Source organism: Pseudomonas sp. HN8-3 (genome assembly GCF_020790195.1).
GTDB lineage: Bacteria > Pseudomonadota > Gammaproteobacteria > Pseudomonadales > Pseudomonadaceae > Aquipseudomonas > Aquipseudomonas synxantha_A.
Genome location: NZ_CP086206.1, coordinates 5,765,956 through 5,783,788, shown reverse-complemented (window position 1 = coordinate 5,783,788; position 17,833 = coordinate 5,765,956). Strand labels below are relative to the sequence as shown.

Here is a 17,833-nt window from a genome sequence, read left to right as displayed (position 1 = left end):
TTCCTACATAAATGACGAATGCGACTACAGGTCGCATCGATAAGCACAACTGTCATTCCTTCGTCATAATGGCCGCTTATAACTGCAACGCTCGCCCGTAAACGCGGGCTCAGGAGTCTGTCGTGAGCTTTACCCCTGCCAATCGCCTGTTCCCCGCCACTCGTCTGCGTCGCAATCGTCGTGATGATTTTTCTCGCCGCCTGGTACGTGAAAATGTACTGACGACGAACGATCTCATCCTGCCGGTCTTTGTGCTCGACGGTGAAAATCGTCGGGAAGCAGTCGCCTCGATGCCGGGTGTGGAGCGTTTGAGCATTGATCAGTTGCTGATCGAGGCGGCCGGTTGGGTCGAACTGGGGATCCCGGCACTGGCGCTGTTTCCGGTGACCCCACCGCAGCTCAAGTCTCTGGACGCCGCCGAAGCCTGGAACCCGCAAGGGATCGCGCAGCGCGCCACCCGTGCCCTGCGCGAGCGCTTCCCGGAGCTTGGGGTGATCACTGACGTGGCGTTGGACCCGTTCACCACGCACGGCCAGGATGGCATTCTTGACGAAGAGGGTTATGTTCAGAACGACATCACCGTCGATGCACTGGTCAAGCAGGCTTTGTCGCACGCAGCGGCGGGCGCCCAGGTGGTTGCGCCGTCGGACATGATGGACGGGCGTATCCAGGCGATTCGCGAAGCCCTTGAGCTGGCCGGTCACGTCAATGTACGAATCATGGCCTACTCGGCCAAATACGCCAGCGCCTATTACGGCCCCTTTCGCGATGCGGTGGGGTCGGCGCTGAACCTGGGCAAGGCCAACAAGGCTTCGTACCAGATGGACCCGGCCAATAGCCAGGAAGCGCTGCACGAAGTGGCGGCCGACCTGGCCGAAGGCGCAGATATGGTGATGGTCAAGCCCGGGATGCCGTACCTGGACATCCTTTATCGGGTCAAAGAGGAATTCAAAGTGCCGACCTTTGTCTATCAGGTCAGCGGTGAATACGCCATGCATATGGCGGCGATCCAGAATGGTTGGTTGAGTGAAGGGGTGATCCTCGAATCCCTGACTGCCTTTAAACGTGCCGGCGCTGATGGCATTCTGACCTACTTCGCCGCCCGCGCTGCCCAATTGCTTAGAGAGCAACAATAGCCCTCACAGGAACACTCGATGAATACCGAAGGACTCTCCGAAGTTGCCGTAAAAGACGCTCACCCGGTGGTTGAACAAGTTTCCCAGACCCCGCCGGAGCTGGAGCCTGCCCCGCCAGCGGTGGTTGCCGAAGCACCTGCGCCGGCACCGGTGGCCGTGGTCACCAACCTGGATGACAGCAGCCTGTACATCCATCGCGAGTTGTCACAACTGCAATTCAACATCCGCGTGCTGGAGCAGGCGCTGGATGAGTCCTACCCGTTGCTGGAGCGGCTGAAATTCCTGCTGATCTTCTCCAGCAACCTGGATGAGTTCTTCGAGATTCGCGTTGCCGGCCTCAAGAAGCAGATCACCTTCGCCCGTGAACAAGCCGGGGCCGACGGCCTGCAACCGCACCAGGCGTTGGCGCGCATCAGTGAGCTGGTACATGGTCATGTGGACCGCCAGTACGCAATCCTCAACGACATCCTGCTGCCGGAACTGGAAAAGCATCAGGTCCGCTTCATTCGTCGTCGTCACTGGACCGCCAAGATCAAGACCTGGGTGCGCCGTTACTTCCGGGACGAGATTTCGCCGATCATTACCCCCATCGGCCTGGACCCTACGCACCCGTTCCCACTGCTGGTGAACAAGAGCCTCAACTTCATCGTCGAGCTTGAAGGTATCGATGCCTTCGGTCGCGATTCGGGTCTGGCGATTATCCCGGCCCCGCGTCTGTTGCCACGCATCATCAAGGTACCGGAAGAGGTAGGGGGCGCTGGCGACAACTATGTATTCCTGTCGTCGATGATCCACGCCCACGCCGATGACCTGTTCCAGGGCATGAAGGTCAAGGGCTGCTACCAGTTCCGCCTGACCCGTAACGCCGACCTGGCACTGGATTCCGAAGACGTCGAAGACTTGGCTCGCGCCCTGCGTGGCGAGCTGTTCTCGCGGCGTTATGGCGATGCGGTGCGTCTGGAAGTGGCGGATACCTGCCCTAAACACCTGTCGGACTACCTGCTCAAGCAGTTCAACCTCGCCGAATCCGAGTTGTATCAGGTCAACGGCCCGGTGAACCTGACGCGCCTGTTCAGCATTACCGGCCTGGACAGCCATCCGGAGCTGCAATACAAGCCGTTCACGCCACAGATCCCGAAACTGCTGCAAAACAGCGAGAACATCTTCAGTGTTGTGAGCAAGCAGGACATTCTATTGCTGCACCCCTTCGAGTCGTTCACCCCAGTGGTCGACCTGCTGCGCCAGGCGGCCAAGGACCCGCATGTTCTGGCCGTGCGCCAGACCCTCTACCGCAGTGGCGCCAACTCGGAAATCGTCGATGCGTTGGTGGATGCTGCGCGTAACGGCAAGGAAGTCACCGCGGTGATCGAGTTGCGTGCGCGCTTTGACGAAGAGTCCAACTTGCAACTGGCCAGCCGTCTGCAAGCCGCCGGTGCGGTGGTGATCTACGGCGTGGTCGGCTTCAAGACCCATGCCAAGATGATGTTGATCCTGCGCCGCGAGGCCGGGGAGATCGTGCGCTACGCCCACTTGGGCACCGGCAACTACCACGCCGGCAACGCCAAGCTCTACACCGACTACAGCCTGCTGACATCCGACGACGCACTGTGCGAAGACGTCGGTAAGTTGTTCAGCCAGTTGATCGGCATGGGCAAGACCCTGCGCATGAAGAAACTGCTGCACGCGCCATTCACGCTCAAGAAGGGCATGCTCGACATGATTGCCCGCGAGACCCAGTTTGCCCTCGACGGCAAACCGGCGCACATCATCGCCAAGTTCAACTCGCTGACCGATCCGAAGATCATCCGCGCGCTGTACAAGGCCAGCCAGTCGGGCGTGCGCATCGATCTGGTGGTGCGTGGCATGTGCTGCCTGCGTCCGGGTATTGTCGGCGTGTCGCATAACATCCACGTGCGCTCGATCATCGGCCGCTTCCTGGAGCACACCCGTGTGTTCTACTTCCTCAACGGTGGTGAAGAGCAGATGTTCCTCTCCAGCGCTGACTGGATGGAACGCAACCTCGATAAGCGTGTGGAGACCTGCTTCCCGGTGGAAGGCAAGAAGCTGATCATGCGGGTCAAGAAGGAGCTGGAAAGCTACCTTACCGACAACACCCACAGCTGGAGCCTGCAGTCGGACGGGCGTTATGTACGCAACACCCCGACCGGCAACCAGAACCCGCGCAGCGCGCAGGCGACGTTGCTGGAGAAGTTGGGTAGCCCGATTCTTGCGGTGAACTAAAACCCAGCACCAGCAAGGTCTAAAAATGTGGGAGGGGGCTTGCTCCCTCCCACATTTGTTTTGCAGTGTGCTTTAGCGCAGGTTCAGGCTGAACCCCACCCGCGTCAGCCATTCCGCTTCCTGGGCGAAGTCCGCCTGGGTCAGCTGGTTTTCATCCAGCCAGCCCTTGGGGAAGATCACTTCCAGGCTGTCATCAGCAGCGCGCAGTTTTACTTGGGGCATTTCCTGGGTGCCACGAATGTGGTGGAACAGGATTGCAAAGCGCAACAGCGCGCACAGGCGAATCAGCTTGATGCCGTCTTTGCCGAATTCGGCAAATTTGTCCTTGGGAATATTGCGGCGATGGCCGCGCACCAGCAGCGCGAGCATCTGTTGGTCTTCGCGGGAGAACCCAGCCAGGTCCGAGTGCTCGATCAGGTAGGCACCGTGCTTGTGGTAATGGTAGTGGGCGATGTCCAGGCCCACTTCATGCACCTTGGCAGCCCAGCCCAGCAGCTCGCGCCAGACGCCGTCTTCCAGGTCCCAATCGGCGGCCACCTGGTCGAAAGCGTGCAAGGCTTTACGCTCCACGCGGGCGGCTTGTTCCAGATCGACGTGGTAGCGCTCCATCAGCGAGCTGAGGGTGCGCTCGCGCACGTCTTCGTGGTGATGACGGCCCAGCAGGTCATAGAGCACGCCTTCGCGCAGGGCGCCGTCACAGTGGTCCATGCGTTGCAGTTCGAGGGCGTCGAAGATGGCTTCGAGAATCGCCAGGCCCGCAGGGAAAATGGCGCGTCGATCAGGTTTGATGCCGTCGAAGTCGATTTTCTCCGCATCCCCCAGCTTGAACAGCTTGCGCTTGAGCCACGCCAGACCTTCGGCATTCACCTCGCCAGTGCCATGGCCGCCAGCCTTCAAGGCCAGACCGATGGCGCGGATGGTGCCGGACGAGCCGATGGCTTCATCCCAGGTCAGGCGGTGCAGGGCATGTTCAATGCTCATGATCTCGAGCCGCGCCGCCGTGTAAGCCTGGGCATAGCGCGCCGGCGTGATCTTGCCATCCTTGAAGTAACGTTGAGTGAAGCTCACGCATCCCATTTGCAGGCTTTCACGCAGCAGTGGCTCGAAACGCTGGCCGATGATGAACTCGGTACTGCCGCCACCAATGTCCGCCACCAGGCGTTTGCCGGGCGTGTCGGCCAGTGTGTGGGAAACGCCGAGGTAGATCAGGCGCGCCTCTTCACGGCCAGAGATAACTTCCACCGGGTGCCCGAGGATTTCCTCGGCACGATGGATAAACTCATTGCGGTTTCGGGCTTCGCGCAACGCGTTGGTGCCGACGATGCGTACGGCGCCAGGCGGCATGCCATTGATCAATTGCGCAAATCGCTTGAGGCAGTCGAGCCCGCGCTGCATGGATTCTTCATTGAGCTTGCGCTCGTCGTCGATCCCGGCGGCCAGTTGCACTTTTTCGCCGAGCCGCTCAAGGATGCGGATCTCACCGTTCTGGGCCTTGGCCACGACCATGTGAAAGCTGTTGGAGCCCAGGTCGATGGCGGCGATCAAGGACAGATTCTTGGCTTGGGATTGCGGCATGGTTTGGGGATCTCGGTCGATAACCTTGCCATCGTGCCACGATCGACCGCTGGAGCCAACGCGTTGTGCTTCGGTAATTTTCCCGATGTGGTCTGTAGGAAAATTTTGGAAAGTTCAGGGCTGCTTCGCAAGTTTCCAGCAAACAAACTTTTCGACGATGTAAGACGTTTTAACCGGATGCAGTTGTAAGTATTTAGATAATTTCTCCTACAGTGAGTGGGGCTAGATGTTGTTCTATATCTTGCTCAAGACTACAAGGTCGATAGGTTAAAGTAATTTTTATGCTGGCTGGAGCCTACAATAAATACCGTGCTGTCTGATTTTTTATCCGGGCATCTACGCGCCAGACTGTCACTCGGCAATTCTGCCGGGGTGTTATTTATTTATAGTTTTTGTATCAGGGACAATAAGCTGTTGGGCGACGGAGTCGCCAAAACCAAAATAAAGAGCGCCTGCTAACTTCAAGTGACAGGACGAACATGAAAAAAATTATTGGATTGACTTTCGGCATCGCATGTCTGGCTGCGACCCTGCAGGTTCAGGCAAACACGAGCGCCCAGTTAGTCGTCAGGGGGACGATCACGCCTGCGGCGTGCAACCTCAGCCTGGCGGGCAGTGGCATCATCGACTACGGCACTATTCGCTCCGGCGAATTGTCTCGCACGGCATTCAACCCCCGTGAAGAGAGGACCACGTCTCTGGTTATCAACTGCGGCACTACGCCTGCCAGGTTCGGGCTCACCTTTACCGATCTGCAAGCGGGGAGCAAGGTGGCAGGCATCTTGGGGGCGGGCTTTTCCGAAGCGCAGAATTTCGGTCTGGGGATGGCAGCGTCCCGGCGCACTGGTGGCTATTCGGTCACCCTCAGGGACCTCCGCTCTACCGGAACAACGTTGTTTCCGATCATGCGCACCGGGCTCGGTGCCTGGCAGAACAGCGACGGCAGGGTTGCCCAATCGCCCAGCCAGTACTTCTGGCGTAATAGCGTGACCGTCACCCCTGCCGCTATTAGCCAGCTGACCGCCACGGTGGCGGTGAAAGCAGTGATCAACAAGGCCCAGGACTTGGACCTGAGCCGCGACATCTCCATAGATGGGCGCGCCACGCTTGTATTGAGTTACATCTAAACAACCGAAAGCAGCCGATCAAGAAAGCCAACCCTTTCTTGTTGGCTGTTTTTCTTTGGGCGTTGGATGGCCAAACGTCAACTTCATAAGTTGTGGGGAATATTGAGTGCGTGTTTTTTTAATAAGTCTTACGTGGCTATGGAGTGTGTTTTTCAGTGTGGTTGCTACGGCGGACGGGATGTTGCCGGAAACAACTGTGGTCGTGCTTTACGAAGAAGTTGGCGAAGCCTCGATCAATATCAAGAACACCGATGCAGGGCCGGCGTTGCTTCATTCTGTTATTGAAAACGTGCCTGAAGATCTGGAGCCGCTACTGATTGTCACGCCTCCCATTACCCGTGTGGAAGCGGGGGATACGCAACTGGTGCGTTTCATCAGCACGTTGAAGCAGCCGCTCAAGACCCAACGGCTCAAGCGCGTATCTTTTGAGGGCATTCCCCAGGCGCGTGCCGCGGACGGTGCGACCATCGGTATCACTCTTCGGCAGAATCTGCCGTTGATCCTGCATCCCAAAGACTTGCCACGCCACCAAACGCCGTGGGAGCTGCTGAGGTGGGAACGGGTCGCAGGGCGACTCACCGTCCACAACGACAGCGCTTACGTCGTACGCCTGGCGCCGGATGTGCAGCTGCTTCCACAAGGCGTTCAAGCCACACTGCCGCGCACCTATGTCTTGCCGGGTGAGGCATTGGCGTTGAAGATTGACGGTGCTTTGAGCGATGTGGCGCAGGTTGAGATTCAACCCGCCACGGTCTATGGATTTTCGGTAGATAGCTACCGTGCACCGGTCAACACAGATGCGCGTTGATCGGTTCATGATCGTTTCTTCGGCGCGCGGTATTGCTGGCCCGTTCCGGCCCTGCAAATCCAGATTGTTCATTGGGCTCACGGCGCTATGGGGTTTGCCTGGCATGACGGCTGCGCTGGAGCTTGGTGAGGGATTTGACCTGGCTGCGCTGACGACCCACGGCATAGACCCCCAGGTCTCCGATTACTTTCGCAGTGCGGCGCGCTTTCGTGAAGGTATTCAAATGGTGGGATTGCGCGTCAATGGCAACCCCCTTGGGCTGGTCGATGCTCTGTTCGATTCGCAGGGAGGGCTGTGTTTCACTCCCGGGTTGCTGGAGAAGGCGGGGTTGGTAAAGCCTCGGGAGATCATTCGAGAAGGCGCCACGCCCGATCAGGCGTGTCATGACTTCCTCGGTGCGTTCCCGGCGACCATGGTGCGCTTGCGCCCCGGTACTGACGAAGTGGCGCTGGTGGTGCCGACCCAGGCTTTGCGTGAACCCGAATGGGAGAGCGGGCGTTCTTCCCGGGGCGGCGCGGCCGCGTTGTTCAACTATGACGTACTGGGTTATGACAGCCACTCGCGTAGCGGCCCGACCCGGTTCGTGTCGGCCTATACCGAAGCGGGCTTCAACCTGGATGACTGGATTGTTCGCAGTCGCCAGTTCTATGTGTCCGACAACGGCCATACCCGTACCGAGCACCTGCATGCCTATGCCCAACGGGATATCGCCGCGTTGCAGTCGACCTTCCAGGTGGGCCAGCTCTCCAGTAATAACCCGCTGTTTGGCGGGATCCAGCTGTCCGGCTTGCAGTTCTCCCCTGATGGGCAGTCCAGGGCCCCGGCGGGCGGCAATAATGCGGTGGTCGAAGGCTTGGCCCAAAGCCAGTCGCGAGTTGAAGTGCGCCAGTCCGGGGTGTTGATCCACAGTACATTGGTGCCCGAAGGGCCGTTTCGGTTGACGGGGGTACCGCTGCTCAATGGCACCAGTGACCTTGATGTCAGTGTGATTGACGTGCGTGGCGCCAGGCGCAGTTTTGTCGTGCCGGCGGCTTCGTTCGCGGGTGCTGCCCCATCGGCGCCGGGCTATTACTTTTCGATTGGCCAGCTGCGCAAAACTGCAGGTGAAGAGGGGCCATCACCGGTGGTCGCCATGGGCAGTGGCACCTGGGGGCTGGGGCGCGATGCGTCTGCGGGTTTTGGGTTGTTGAGTACCGATGACTATTGGGCCGCAGGTGGCACTCTGAGCAGTGTATTTTTCCAGCGGGTCTCTGTGAGCGCACGACATAACCTGTCCCGAGACAGCCACAACGCGGTGTCCGGGTCACGCAGCAGCGTCTCCGTGAGTAGCCCACTGGTTGCCGATCTAGATGTCAACTTAAGTGCAACCACCCAGACGCGCGGTTATCGCGAGGTCACTGAGGCAGGTCGGTCGCTCAGGGGCGATGAGCTGAACTCGCACTTCAAGAACCAATACACCGCGGGCATGAGCTGGGCCGACCCCACACTGGGCATATTTTCGCTGAACTACACTCGCAGTGCTCAATTTGGCGGGCAGACGAGCGAGCACGTATTCGCCTCCTGGAATAAGTCGTTCGGTCGCGTCGATGTCGCATTTATCGCGGACTCGCAAGTGGGCGGTACGCGGGCCCGCCGAGACGCCCCACTGGATGGCAGCCGGCGTGACAGTGCCTTGGATCACGACTTGTCCTTGCGGTTGCAGGTCAGCGTGCCGCTGGGCGGGGATCGGCGTGTGAGCAGCTTCACGAGCCGCCGTGGGGACCACTTCACTGCGGGTACCGCGCTCAGCGAAAGGGTCAACGAGTATGTGAATTACGAAGTCGGCATCGAGCGTGACATGCGGGCCCGGGAGCAGTCAGTGCGCGGGCGGGTGGACCTGTTGCCGCGCTATACCCAAGTGGGCCTGGGCGTCAGCCGCGATTCCCTGGGCACCAGCTATACCGGGCAGTTGCGGGGCGGTGCAGTGGCGCATGAAGGCGGGGTGACCTTGTCGCCTTATAGCGTGCAAGACACGTTCGGCATCGTCTCGGTCGGCGATATCGGCTCCGCAAAAATCCAGACGCCGCAAGGCCCTGTCTGGACCGACTTCAAAGGCCAAGCGGTGATCGCGGGCTTGCCGGCCTACACCAACAGCCGAGTCGAAGTGCAGACTCAATCCTTGCCCAAACGAGTGGACCTGAAAAACGGCACCCAAGTGCTTACGGCGGGCCGAGGTTCGTTCAATACCGTGGATTTTGACGTAGTGAAAGTACGCCGAATGCTGGTGACTGCGAGCGATCAGCACGGCCGACCGTTACCTCAGGGCGCTTCGGTATTGGGCAAGGGCAACCGCTTTCTCACCAGCGTAGTAGGTGAGGGCATGATTTTCCTCAACGACGTTACGGAGTCGCAAAGCTTGCGGGTTTCATTGCCGGACTCTTCCACTTGCCTACTGCACATTGACTCTGAGGCCAAGCCTGACAATGACAAATTTTATGAAGCCGCGTCGGCGGTATGCCGAGGTGATTAAAAAGGCCCTGAGCCCGCCCTTGGCGCTGTTTTGCACACTGCTGGCGCCGCTTGATGCGATGGCTGAAAACTGCCACCTGTCGCTGGGCCAGCCGCGTATCGACTATGGCCAGATACGCAGGGATGGCCTGGTTGAAACCACTTCCGTGGTACTGGCAACCCGCTCGTTGAGTGTCAATGTACTCTGCGCCGAGCCTGCGGCCATGGCGTTGCGTTTTGTTGGCGCGGCAGCCGATGGGCAGGGATTTCGGTTCGGTCGCGAGGGGCATTTGCGGCTGAGTATCAAGCATGCCCAGGTAGATGGGCGTACCGTCGGGTGGTCGGCCGCCCACGTGCCAGGTGAGGCGGACGGAGGCCAGTTGTTGCCCGGCCAGGTTTTGGTGGCTCGAGCAGCAGGGATGCCGGTGGTAGGGCGGCGACTCACCGCCCAGGTCGATATCGATACCCAATTGCCCTTCGATGCCTTGTCGGTGCGCAGGGAGACGCACCTGGAGGCACGGGGCATTTTTGAACTGGTCAGCCCGGCTGTTCAACCGAGCCAATGAAGTTGGCGAGCTCTACGGTACCAGGGTTGGCAAACAACACCTTCGGGTCGCCGGTTTCATGCACTTTGCCTTGGTGCATGAACACCACTTTGTCGCCAACTTCCCGGGCAAAGCGCATTTCATGGGTGACCATGATCAGCGTCATGCCGTCCTGGGCCAGTTGACGCACCACGCTGAGCACCTCATTGACCAACTCCGGGTCCAGGGCCGAGGTAATCTCATCGCACAACAGCACCTTGGGTGACATGGCCAGCGCGCGGGCAATGGCGACCCGTTGCTGCTGACCACCGGACAGCCGATCGGGGAAGGCGTCGAACTTCTCGCCCAGCCCAACGCGTTCGAGCATTTGCCTGGCCAACTGTACCGCTTTGGCCTTGGGCACTTTTTGCACCACTTGCGGTGCCAGCATCACGTTTTCGCCGACGCTCAGGTGCGGGAACAGGTTGAACTGCTGGAACACCATGCCGACTTTCTGCCTCAGGCTGCGCAGGTCGGCGCGGGCGGCATCAAGGTATTCGCCATCGACTTCGATCACACCGTCATTGATCGACTCCAGGCCATTGAGGGTACGCAGCAAGGTGGACTTGCCCGAGCCGCTGCGGCCGATGATCGCCACAACCTGGCCTTCTTCCACCGTCAGGTCGATGCCCTTGAGGACGTGATGATCGCCGTAATACTTATGCAGGGCGGAAATTCTAAGCAGAGGCATGCAGTCTCCTTTCCAGGTAGCGCGCACTGAGGGACAAGGGGTAGCAGAGCAGGAAATAACCGAGGGCCACCAAGCCGTAGACCATAAACGGCTCGAAGGTGGCGTTGGCGAGCATGCCGCCGGTCTTGGTCAGTTCGGTGAAGCCGATGATCGAGGTCACGGCGGTGCCTTTGACCACCTGCACCGAGAAACCCACCGTTGGCGCGACGGCAATGCGCAGCGCTTGGGGCAGGATCACAAAACGCAGTTGCTCAAAAGGGTTCAGGGCCAGACTGGCCGAGGCTTCCCATTGGCCATGGGCGATGGAGTCCACGCAACCGCGCCAGATTTCGGCCAGGTAAGCGCTGGTGAACAGGGTCAATGCGGTTGCAGCTGCCAGCCAGGGCGATATGTCCACGCCAAGCAGGGCAACGCCGAAAAACACCAGGAACAACTGCATCAGCAAGGGCGTGCCCTGGAACAGTTCGATATAGGTGCGGGCAATATTGCGTGGGAAAGCTTTGCGGCTGATGCGCATCGTCATCACCAGCAGGCCGATCAGGCCACCGCCCACAAATGCTACCAGTGACAGCAGCAGGGTCCACTGCAGGCCAGTGAGCAGGTTGCGCACGATGTCCCAGAGGGTGAACTCACTCATCGACTGTTCCTCATCACAAACCGCCGGCCGATCCAGTTGAGCAGTTGGCGAATCATCAGCGCCATGCACAGGTACACCAGGGTGGTCAGGGCATAGGTTTCAAAGGCACGGAAATTACGCGACTGGATAAAGTTGGCGGCAAAGCTCAATTCTTCGGTGGCGATCTGCGAACACACCGCCGAACCGAGCATCACAATGATGATCTGGCTGCTCAGGGCCGGCCACACCTTGCCCAGCGCCGGTAGCAGTACCACGTGACGGAACGCTTCGAAGCGCGTCATCGCCAGCGCGGCGGCGGCTTCCAATTGCCCGCGCGGGATGGCCTGGATCCCGGCGCGGATGATCTCGGTGGAGTACGCCCCCAGGTTGATCACCATTGCCAGCACAGCGGCTTGCCACTCGGTGATTTTCAACCCCAGGGACGGCAGGCCGAAGAAAATAAAGAACAACTGCACCAGAAACGGCGTGTTGCGGATCAATTCGACATACACACCAAAGATCCATGCAAACGGCTGGATCTTCCAGGCCCGCACCACTGCACCGACGGTGCCCAGTGCAACCCCAAGGAGGGCGCCGATGGCCGTCAGTTCAAGGGTAAACAACGCGCCGCGCAGCAGCAGGTCGGTATTGGCCAGCACCGGCACAAAGTCGAATTGATAGGCCATCGTTCAACTCCGCTTCAGAGGTCAGCAGGCAGCGGTTCTTTGAGCCACTGCAGCGCGTTTTTTTCCAGGCTGCCGTCCGCCTTGGCCGCAACCAGGATCTGGTTGACCTTCTCCAGCAGCGCCGGCTCGTTCTTGTTCACGCCTACGTACACCGGCGAATCCTTGAGCTTCACCTTCAGCGCGGGGACGCGTTTGGGGTTGCGTTCGCTGATTGCGACCATGACCACGTTGCCGCTGGCGATCAGGTCGACCTGGCCGGCCAGGTAAGCGGCGATGGTTGAGTTGTTGTCCTCAAAGCGCTTGATCGTGGCTTCCTTGGGCGCCACGGCGGTCAGCTCGATATCCTCGATGGCGCCGCGGGTCACGCTGATAGTCTTGCCCTTGAGGTCGTCGGTGGTGCTGATTGCCGCCTCGGGTGGGCCGAACACCGCGAGGTAGAACGGCGCGTAAGCCTTGGAGAAATCAATGACCTTTTCGCGTTCGGGGTTTTTGCCCAGGCTGGAGATCACAAGGTCCACCTTGCCGGTGGTAAGGAACGGAATGCGGTTGGTGCTGTTGACCGGGGTCAGTTCCAGCTTGACCTTGAGCTGGTCGGCCAGCAGCTTGGCGGTGTCGATGTCCAGGCCACGTGGCTGCATGTTGGGGCCGACCGAACCAAACGGCGGGAAGTCCTGGGGCACGGCGACCTTGAGGGTGCCACGGGCGACGATATCGTCCAGACCATTAGCCTGGGCGGGTGCCTGGCTCAGCATCAGGCTGGCAAACAGGGCAGTGAGCAGGGCGCTGTAGCGCTTGGTCATGGCAACTCTCCGAAAAAGGCGAAGGAATTTTCTGAGTTTGCTCAGTGCACAGCCCATGCCAGCTCTCTCGGAATGGTCTGTAAGGCACGGATTCGTTGAAGTGTCATGGTCTTACTGGTCTGAACAGTTGCGAGATTTTTCGCACCCTTTTCGAGCGCCGTAAAAAACGCACGGGCCCCTTTGGGGCGTGGCTTGCCGACAGACTTCAATAGCTTTACAACTAGCTCTTCAGCTGACGGGAACCTTGAGTTTTTTATGAATTCCATTGCCCAAGCCGTACCGGAAGCGGCCTTGCAAGCCATCCGCAAACTGATCAAGGAGCAAGGCTTTGGGCCGGGCGAGGCATTGCCTTCGCAACGCGATTTGGCGATGCGGTTGGGCGTGAGCCGGGCGTCGTTGCGCGAGGCCTTATCGTCCTTGAGCGCATTGGGTGTGGTCAGTGTACAGCCGGGCAAGGGCGTGTTCGTGCTGGCGCCGGACCCGCCATCCGAGCTCGCCTGGCCGTTTGCGGCGCAGGCCACACCGCTGGACATCTTCCAGCTGCGTTACGCGCTTGAAGGGTTCGCTGCGGGTTTGGCGGCAGTCACATTGACCACGAACGAGCTCGACAGCCTGGAAGACAATGTCGAGGCGATGCGCAAGGTCCTCAAAGCGGGTGACTTCGAAGCCGCCGCCCGGCTGGACTTTGAATTTCACCAGCGCATCCTGTTGGCCAGCGGCAACCAGGCCATGGTGAGTATTCTCAGTGCCAGCGCCGAGGTGTTTCTGGAGAGCCAGAAACTACCGTTCATCCGGCCGGAGCGAGCCATGGAGACCTGGCAGGAGCATCGCAAAATCCTGCGCGCCCTGGCCCGGCGCAGCAGTGCGGCAGCGCAGAAAACCATGCAGGAACACGTTCGCAATGCGGCGTTGCGAACAGGCATCGTGTTTGTGACTGCCGTGACGCCATGAGTTGGCTATATCCCCACTCATGCAACACCATAGCAAGACTCAATCAGAGGCGGCTTCCTGAACGAGGGAAGGGCAGCTATGATGGGCAACGTTTTTTTTGCTTACAATCCGGAGACATCCATGAGCAACGATCTTATCAAGCACGTCACCGACGCGACCTTTGAGGCCGAAGTACTCAAGGCTGCTGGCCCGGTGCTGGTTGACTACTGGGCTGAATGGTGCGGCCCTTGCAAAATGATCGCTCCGGTTCTGGACGACATTGCAACCACCTACGAAGGCAAACTGACCATTGCCAAACTAAACATCGACGAAAACCAGGAAACCCCGGCCAAGCACGGCGTGCGTGGTATTCCGACCCTGATGCTGTTCAAGAACGGCAACGTCGAGGCCACCAAGGTTGGCGCGCTGTCCAAGTCGCAACTGGCTGCATTCCTCGACGCGAACATCTAAGCGTCGTCAAAAAAGCCCCGAAAATCTCGGGGCTTTTTCGTAAAGCAGGGCTAGACGCTCCGAAACTCAGGTGGTACATTCGGCCCCGCACTGGTTTCTCCACTGCCCCCTGCAAGCCGTCGCCGACGCATTCCTTTTCGATTAGTACGCGATCCTGTCGCCTTCTCTGCGGCGCGGCCTCATTAAGCCAAAAGCTTAATTTCCCCCCTCCATAAATGATTACGTCATTCCTATATGAATCTGACTGAACTCAAGCAAAAGCCGATTACCGACCTGCTCCAACTGGCCGAAGAAATGGGCATAGAAAATATGGCCCGTTCGCGCAAGCAGGACGTGATTTTCTCCCTGCTCAAGAAGCACGCGAAAAGCGGCGAGGAAATCTCCGGTGATGGCGTGCTGGAGATTCTCCAGGACGGCTTCGGCTTCCTCCGCTCCGCAGACGCTTCCTATCTCGCCGGCCCAGACGATATCTATGTCTCGCCGAGCCAGATCCGTCGCTTCAACTTGCGCACCGGTGACACCATCGTTGGCAAGATCCGTCCTCCGAAGGAGGGCGAGCGGTATTTCGCCTTGCTCAAGGTCGACACGATCAACTTCGATCGCCCCGAGAACGCGAAAAACAAGATTCTCTTCGAGAACCTGACCCCGCTGTTCCCGACCGTGCGCATGAAGATGGAAGCCGGTAACGGTTCCACCGAAGACTTGACCGGTCGTGTGATCGACCTGTGCGCCCCGATCGGCAAAGGCCAGCGTGGCCTGATCGTCGCACCGCCGAAAGCCGGTAAAACGATCATGCTGCAGAACATTGCAGCGAACATCGCCCGTAACAATCCTGAAGTTCACCTGATCGTACTGTTGATCGATGAGCGTCCGGAAGAAGTGACCGAGATGCAGCGCACCGTGCGCGGCGAAGTGGTTGCCTCGACGTTCGATGAGCCGCCAACCCGCCACGTGCAGGTCGCCGAAATGGTGATCGAAAAGGCCAAGCGCCTGGTCGAACACAAGAAGGACGTGGTGATCCTGCTCGACTCCATCACCCGTCTGGCCCGTGCCTACAACACTGTGATCCCGAGCTCCGGCAAGGTATTGACCGGTGGTGTCGATGCCCACGCCCTGGAGAAACCGAAACGTTTCTTCGGCGCCGCGCGCAACATCGAAGAAGGCGGCTCGCTGACCATTATCGCCACCGCGCTGGTTGAAACCGGCTCGAAGATGGACGAAGTGATCTACGAAGAGTTCAAGGGTACCGGCAACATGGAGCTGCCCCTGGACCGTCGCATTGCTGAAAAGCGTGTGTTCCCGGCGATCAACATCAACCGCTCCGGCACTCGCCGCGAAGAGTTGCTGACCGCTGACGACGAGCTGCAGCGTATGTGGATCCTGCGCAAGCTGCTGCATCCGATGGACGAAGTGGCTGCCATCGAGTTTCTGATCGACAAGCTGAAAACCACCAAGACCAACGACGAGTTCTTCCTGTCGATGAAACGCAAGTAATACAGCGTTTCAGGTCCAAAAAAATGGCGCCCTTAATGGGGCGCCATTTTTTTTGCGTCGAGATTCTGCGATTTTTGTGGCATAAGTATCCGTTAAGTAACAAAAATTGACGCGTGACTTCGCTCATCCCTTTCGTCGCAGACTGACCACATTCTTATGACCACCCTTGCTTACCGCAGAGACATCGATGGCCTGCGTGCCATCGCTGTCCTTGCAGTCGTGTTGTTCCACTTTGGTGTCCCTGGCATTACTGGCGGTTTTGTTGGCGTTGACGTCTTCTTCGTCATCTCGGGCTTTCTAATCACGTCAATTATCTGGCGAGAGCGTCAAGCTGGACGCTTCAGTTTCATCGACTTCTGGGCTCGCCGTGCCCGACGTATCTTGCCCGCGCTGTTTGTGATGATCGCCGCGACACTGGCAGTGGGTTGGTTTCTGTTGGCGCCCAAGGACTATGAAGAGTTGGGGCGGTCTGCGCATTATCAGGTGACCTTTACCTCGAACCTGTTGTTCTCGCGCCAGCACGGCTATTTCGATGCCTCATCGGACATCAAGCCCTTGCTGCATACCTGGTCATTGGCGGTAGAAGAGCAGTTCTATATTTTCTTCCCATTGCTGCTGACCTTGCTTTCCAGCCGTTTGAGGCACTGGCGCCTGGCATTGTTCGTGGTGCTGCTGGCGTCGTTTGGCATGAGCGTCTGGGCGGTTCAGCATGAGCCACAGAAAGCTTTCTTCCTGTTGCATCTGCGGGCCTGGGAGCTACTGGCCGGTGCGATGCTGGCGGTGCAGCCCAAGCGTGAATGGCGCGCCTCGCCGGCCTTGGCGCAAGGAATCAGCCTGGCTTCCCTGGCATTGATCCTCATCGCTGTATTGGGTTACGACGCGAAAACGCCGTTCCCAGGCGCGACTGCGTTGTTGCCTGTGCTGGGTGTGGTCGGGTTGATCTGGGCCAACGGCCAGCAACAGACTTGGGTCGCTCGCCTGTTGGGCACGCGGATCATGGTGGGTATCGGGCTGATCTCTTATTCCTGGTACCTCTGGCACTGGCCGGTATTCGTGTACGCCAACTACGCCGCGGTGGATGGCTTGAGCGCGCTGGAACTGGCGGGGCTGATGCTGCTTTCGCTGGTGCTGGGCTATCTGTCCTGGCGCTTCGTGGAAACGCCGTTCCGGGAAAAACGTTTGCTGGCTTCGCGTAAGGCGATTCTGGCGTCAGCCATGGTCGGCATTCTGGGGCTGGGCTTCACTGGCCTTGCGATACGCGAAGCTGACGGCGTGCCTTCGCGCTTGTCCGAGCAGGCGTTGCGCTTTGCCCAAGCCAAGAAGTGGAGCCCGGACCTGCTGGCGTGCATGGCCGACAAAGATACGCCCGATGAACGCTTGTTCTGCCATTTCGGCCCCAAAGATCAATCGGTTTCAGCGTTGGTATGGGGTGACAGTCACGCTACCGCGCTGATACCGGCACTCAAAGAGGGCGCTGATCGTCACGATATCAGCCTGGTCGAAGCCAGTTTTGCCGGCTGTATTCCCCTCGATGGCCTGGAGAATATTGCCCGCTGCGCGCATTTCAACCGTCGCGTCGAGAAGGCCATGGCTGAGCAGACATTCAGCGATGTGGTGTTGGCCGCCCGCTGGAGCCTGTATGTGTATGGGCAAATGTCGGGTGACAAGGAGCATGCGCTCAAAGACCCCGGCACTGGCCAGTATGTGCGTGCCGTCGCCGAGCAACGCTTCGCCCAAGGCTTGCGTGAACGCATCCAGGGTTTGCGTGCTGCCGGCCATAAGGTCTGGCTGGTCAAGGAAGTGCCGCTGCAGGAAATCATCGTGCCTTACCGTCTCAGCCGGTTGGCGATGATGAACCGGCCCGTGAGTGGTGAAGGGCTGGCCGTGGCCGAGCATGTGAAGCGCCAGGCGTTCATCACGCAATTGTTTGACGAACTGGCGGCTGCCGACAGTGGTGTCGCGGTGCTGGACCCTGCGCCCCTGCTGTGCGGCGCCGATGGTTTGTGCCGGGTCGAACTCAATGGCCGCGCGCTGTATACCGACGATAACCATCTGTCAGACGTGGGGGCGCGACACATTGAAGCCTTCCTTGAGCCATTGTTCAGTTCGTTGCAATCACGCGGCTTGACGGCCAATTAAGCTGCCAGCCGCCCTCAGAGCAGGTAGGATGTACGCCTATTTTACGGG

15 protein-coding genes are annotated in these 17,833 nt (G+C 59.1%); 10 read left to right on the top strand and 5 right to left on the bottom strand.

Features of this window, described 5'->3' with window-relative positions:
* Positions 1–122 precede the first annotated feature (122 nt).
* On the top strand, positions 123–1,136 hold the full coding sequence (gene hemB, locus LJX92_RS25895; protein ID WP_228309114.1) for a porphobilinogen synthase: 1,014 nt from the start codon (positions 123–125) through the stop codon (positions 1,134–1,136).
* An 18-nt stretch (positions 1,137–1,154) separates the two neighbouring features.
* On the top strand, positions 1,155–3,377 hold the full coding sequence (gene ppk1 / locus LJX92_RS25890; protein ID WP_005792418.1) for a polyphosphate kinase 1: 2,223 nt from the start codon (positions 1,155–1,157) through the stop codon (positions 3,375–3,377).
* 72 nt (positions 3,378–3,449) lie between these two features.
* Here ppk1 and ppx read toward each other — a convergent pair whose 3' ends face one another.
* On the bottom strand, positions 3,450–4,952 hold the full coding sequence (gene ppx / locus LJX92_RS25885; RefSeq protein WP_005792416.1) for an exopolyphosphatase: 1,503 nt from the start codon (positions 4,950–4,952) through the stop codon (positions 3,450–3,452).
* A gap of 479 nt (positions 4,953–5,431) precedes the next feature.
* On the opposite strand from ppx, the gene LJX92_RS25880 reads away from it, so the two are divergent.
* The 4 genes from LJX92_RS25880 to LJX92_RS25865 all read left to right on the top strand — a co-directional run bounded on the left by LJX92_RS25880 (position 5,432) and on the right by LJX92_RS25865 (position 9,940).
* Positions 5,432–6,079 carry a DUF1120 domain-containing protein gene (locus tag LJX92_RS25880; RefSeq protein WP_228309113.1) on the top strand — a complete coding sequence of 216 codons (648 nt, stop codon included), beginning with the start codon at positions 5,432–5,434 and terminating at the stop codon, positions 6,077–6,079.
* Positions 6,080–6,257: 178 nt separating this feature from the next.
* Entirely contained in the window at positions 6,258–6,887 is a 630-nt protein-coding gene (locus LJX92_RS25875) for a fimbria/pilus chaperone family protein (RefSeq protein ID WP_416309127.1), read from the top strand.
* A gap of 7 nt (positions 6,888–6,894) precedes the next feature.
* Positions 6,895–9,396 carry a fimbria/pilus outer membrane usher protein gene (locus LJX92_RS25870; protein WP_416309126.1) on the top strand — a complete coding sequence of 834 codons (2,502 nt, stop codon included), beginning with the start codon at positions 6,895–6,897 and terminating at the stop codon, positions 9,394–9,396.
* Positions 9,362–9,940: a hypothetical protein gene (locus LJX92_RS25865; RefSeq protein WP_228309110.1), complete on the top strand. Its 579-nt coding sequence runs from the start codon at positions 9,362–9,364 to the stop codon at positions 9,938–9,940. The genes LJX92_RS25870 and LJX92_RS25865 overlap by 35 nt, the downstream gene beginning before the upstream one ends.
* Here the strand turns inward: LJX92_RS25865 and LJX92_RS25860 are convergent.
* From LJX92_RS25860 to LJX92_RS25845, 4 genes are read right to left on the bottom strand one after another with little or no spacing between them, the layout of a single operon-like run.
* A complete protein-coding gene (locus tag LJX92_RS25860; protein WP_032878805.1) occupies positions 9,912–10,649 on the bottom strand; it encodes an amino acid ABC transporter ATP-binding protein in 738 nt (245 codons plus the stop codon). The genes LJX92_RS25865 and LJX92_RS25860 overlap by 29 nt on opposite strands.
* Entirely contained in the window at positions 10,636–11,286 is a 651-nt protein-coding gene (locus LJX92_RS25855) for an amino acid ABC transporter permease (RefSeq protein WP_228309109.1), read from the bottom strand. The genes LJX92_RS25860 and LJX92_RS25855 overlap by 14 nt, the downstream gene beginning before the upstream one ends.
* Positions 11,283–11,951 carry an amino acid ABC transporter permease gene (locus tag LJX92_RS25850; protein WP_005792409.1) on the bottom strand — a complete coding sequence of 223 codons (669 nt, stop codon included), beginning with the start codon at positions 11,949–11,951 and terminating at the stop codon, positions 11,283–11,285. Before LJX92_RS25850 ends, LJX92_RS25855 begins: the two co-directional genes overlap by 4 nt.
* Positions 11,952–11,965: 14 nt before the next feature.
* Complete coding sequence (locus LJX92_RS25845; RefSeq protein ID WP_032878810.1) at positions 11,966–12,751, bottom strand: transporter substrate-binding domain-containing protein; 786 nt, start codon at positions 12,749–12,751, stop codon at positions 11,966–11,968.
* Between the two features lie 255 nt (positions 12,752–13,006).
* On the opposite strand from LJX92_RS25845, the gene LJX92_RS25840 reads away from it, so the two are divergent.
* The 4 genes from LJX92_RS25840 (at position 13,007) to LJX92_RS25825 (ending at position 17,785) form a co-directional block, all read left to right on the top strand.
* Positions 13,007–13,702 (top strand): FadR/GntR family transcriptional regulator, encoded by a 696-nt coding sequence (locus LJX92_RS25840; RefSeq protein ID WP_032878811.1) that lies wholly within the window; start codon positions 13,007–13,009, stop codon positions 13,700–13,702.
* Positions 13,703–13,822: 120 nt separating this feature from the next.
* Positions 13,823–14,152, top strand: coding sequence for a thioredoxin TrxA (gene trxA, locus LJX92_RS25835; protein ID WP_032881181.1), 330 nt, complete (start codon positions 13,823–13,825; stop codon positions 14,150–14,152).
* A 234-nt stretch (positions 14,153–14,386) separates the two neighbouring features.
* Positions 14,387–15,646 carry a transcription termination factor Rho gene (gene rho / locus LJX92_RS25830; protein WP_003176825.1) on the top strand — a complete coding sequence of 420 codons (1,260 nt, stop codon included), beginning with the start codon at positions 14,387–14,389 and terminating at the stop codon, positions 15,644–15,646.
* A gap of 156 nt (positions 15,647–15,802) precedes the next feature.
* Positions 15,803–17,785 (top strand): acyltransferase family protein, encoded by a 1,983-nt coding sequence (locus LJX92_RS25825; RefSeq protein ID WP_228309108.1) that lies wholly within the window; start codon positions 15,803–15,805, stop codon positions 17,783–17,785.
* The last annotated feature ends 48 nt before the right edge of the window (positions 17,786–17,833 follow it).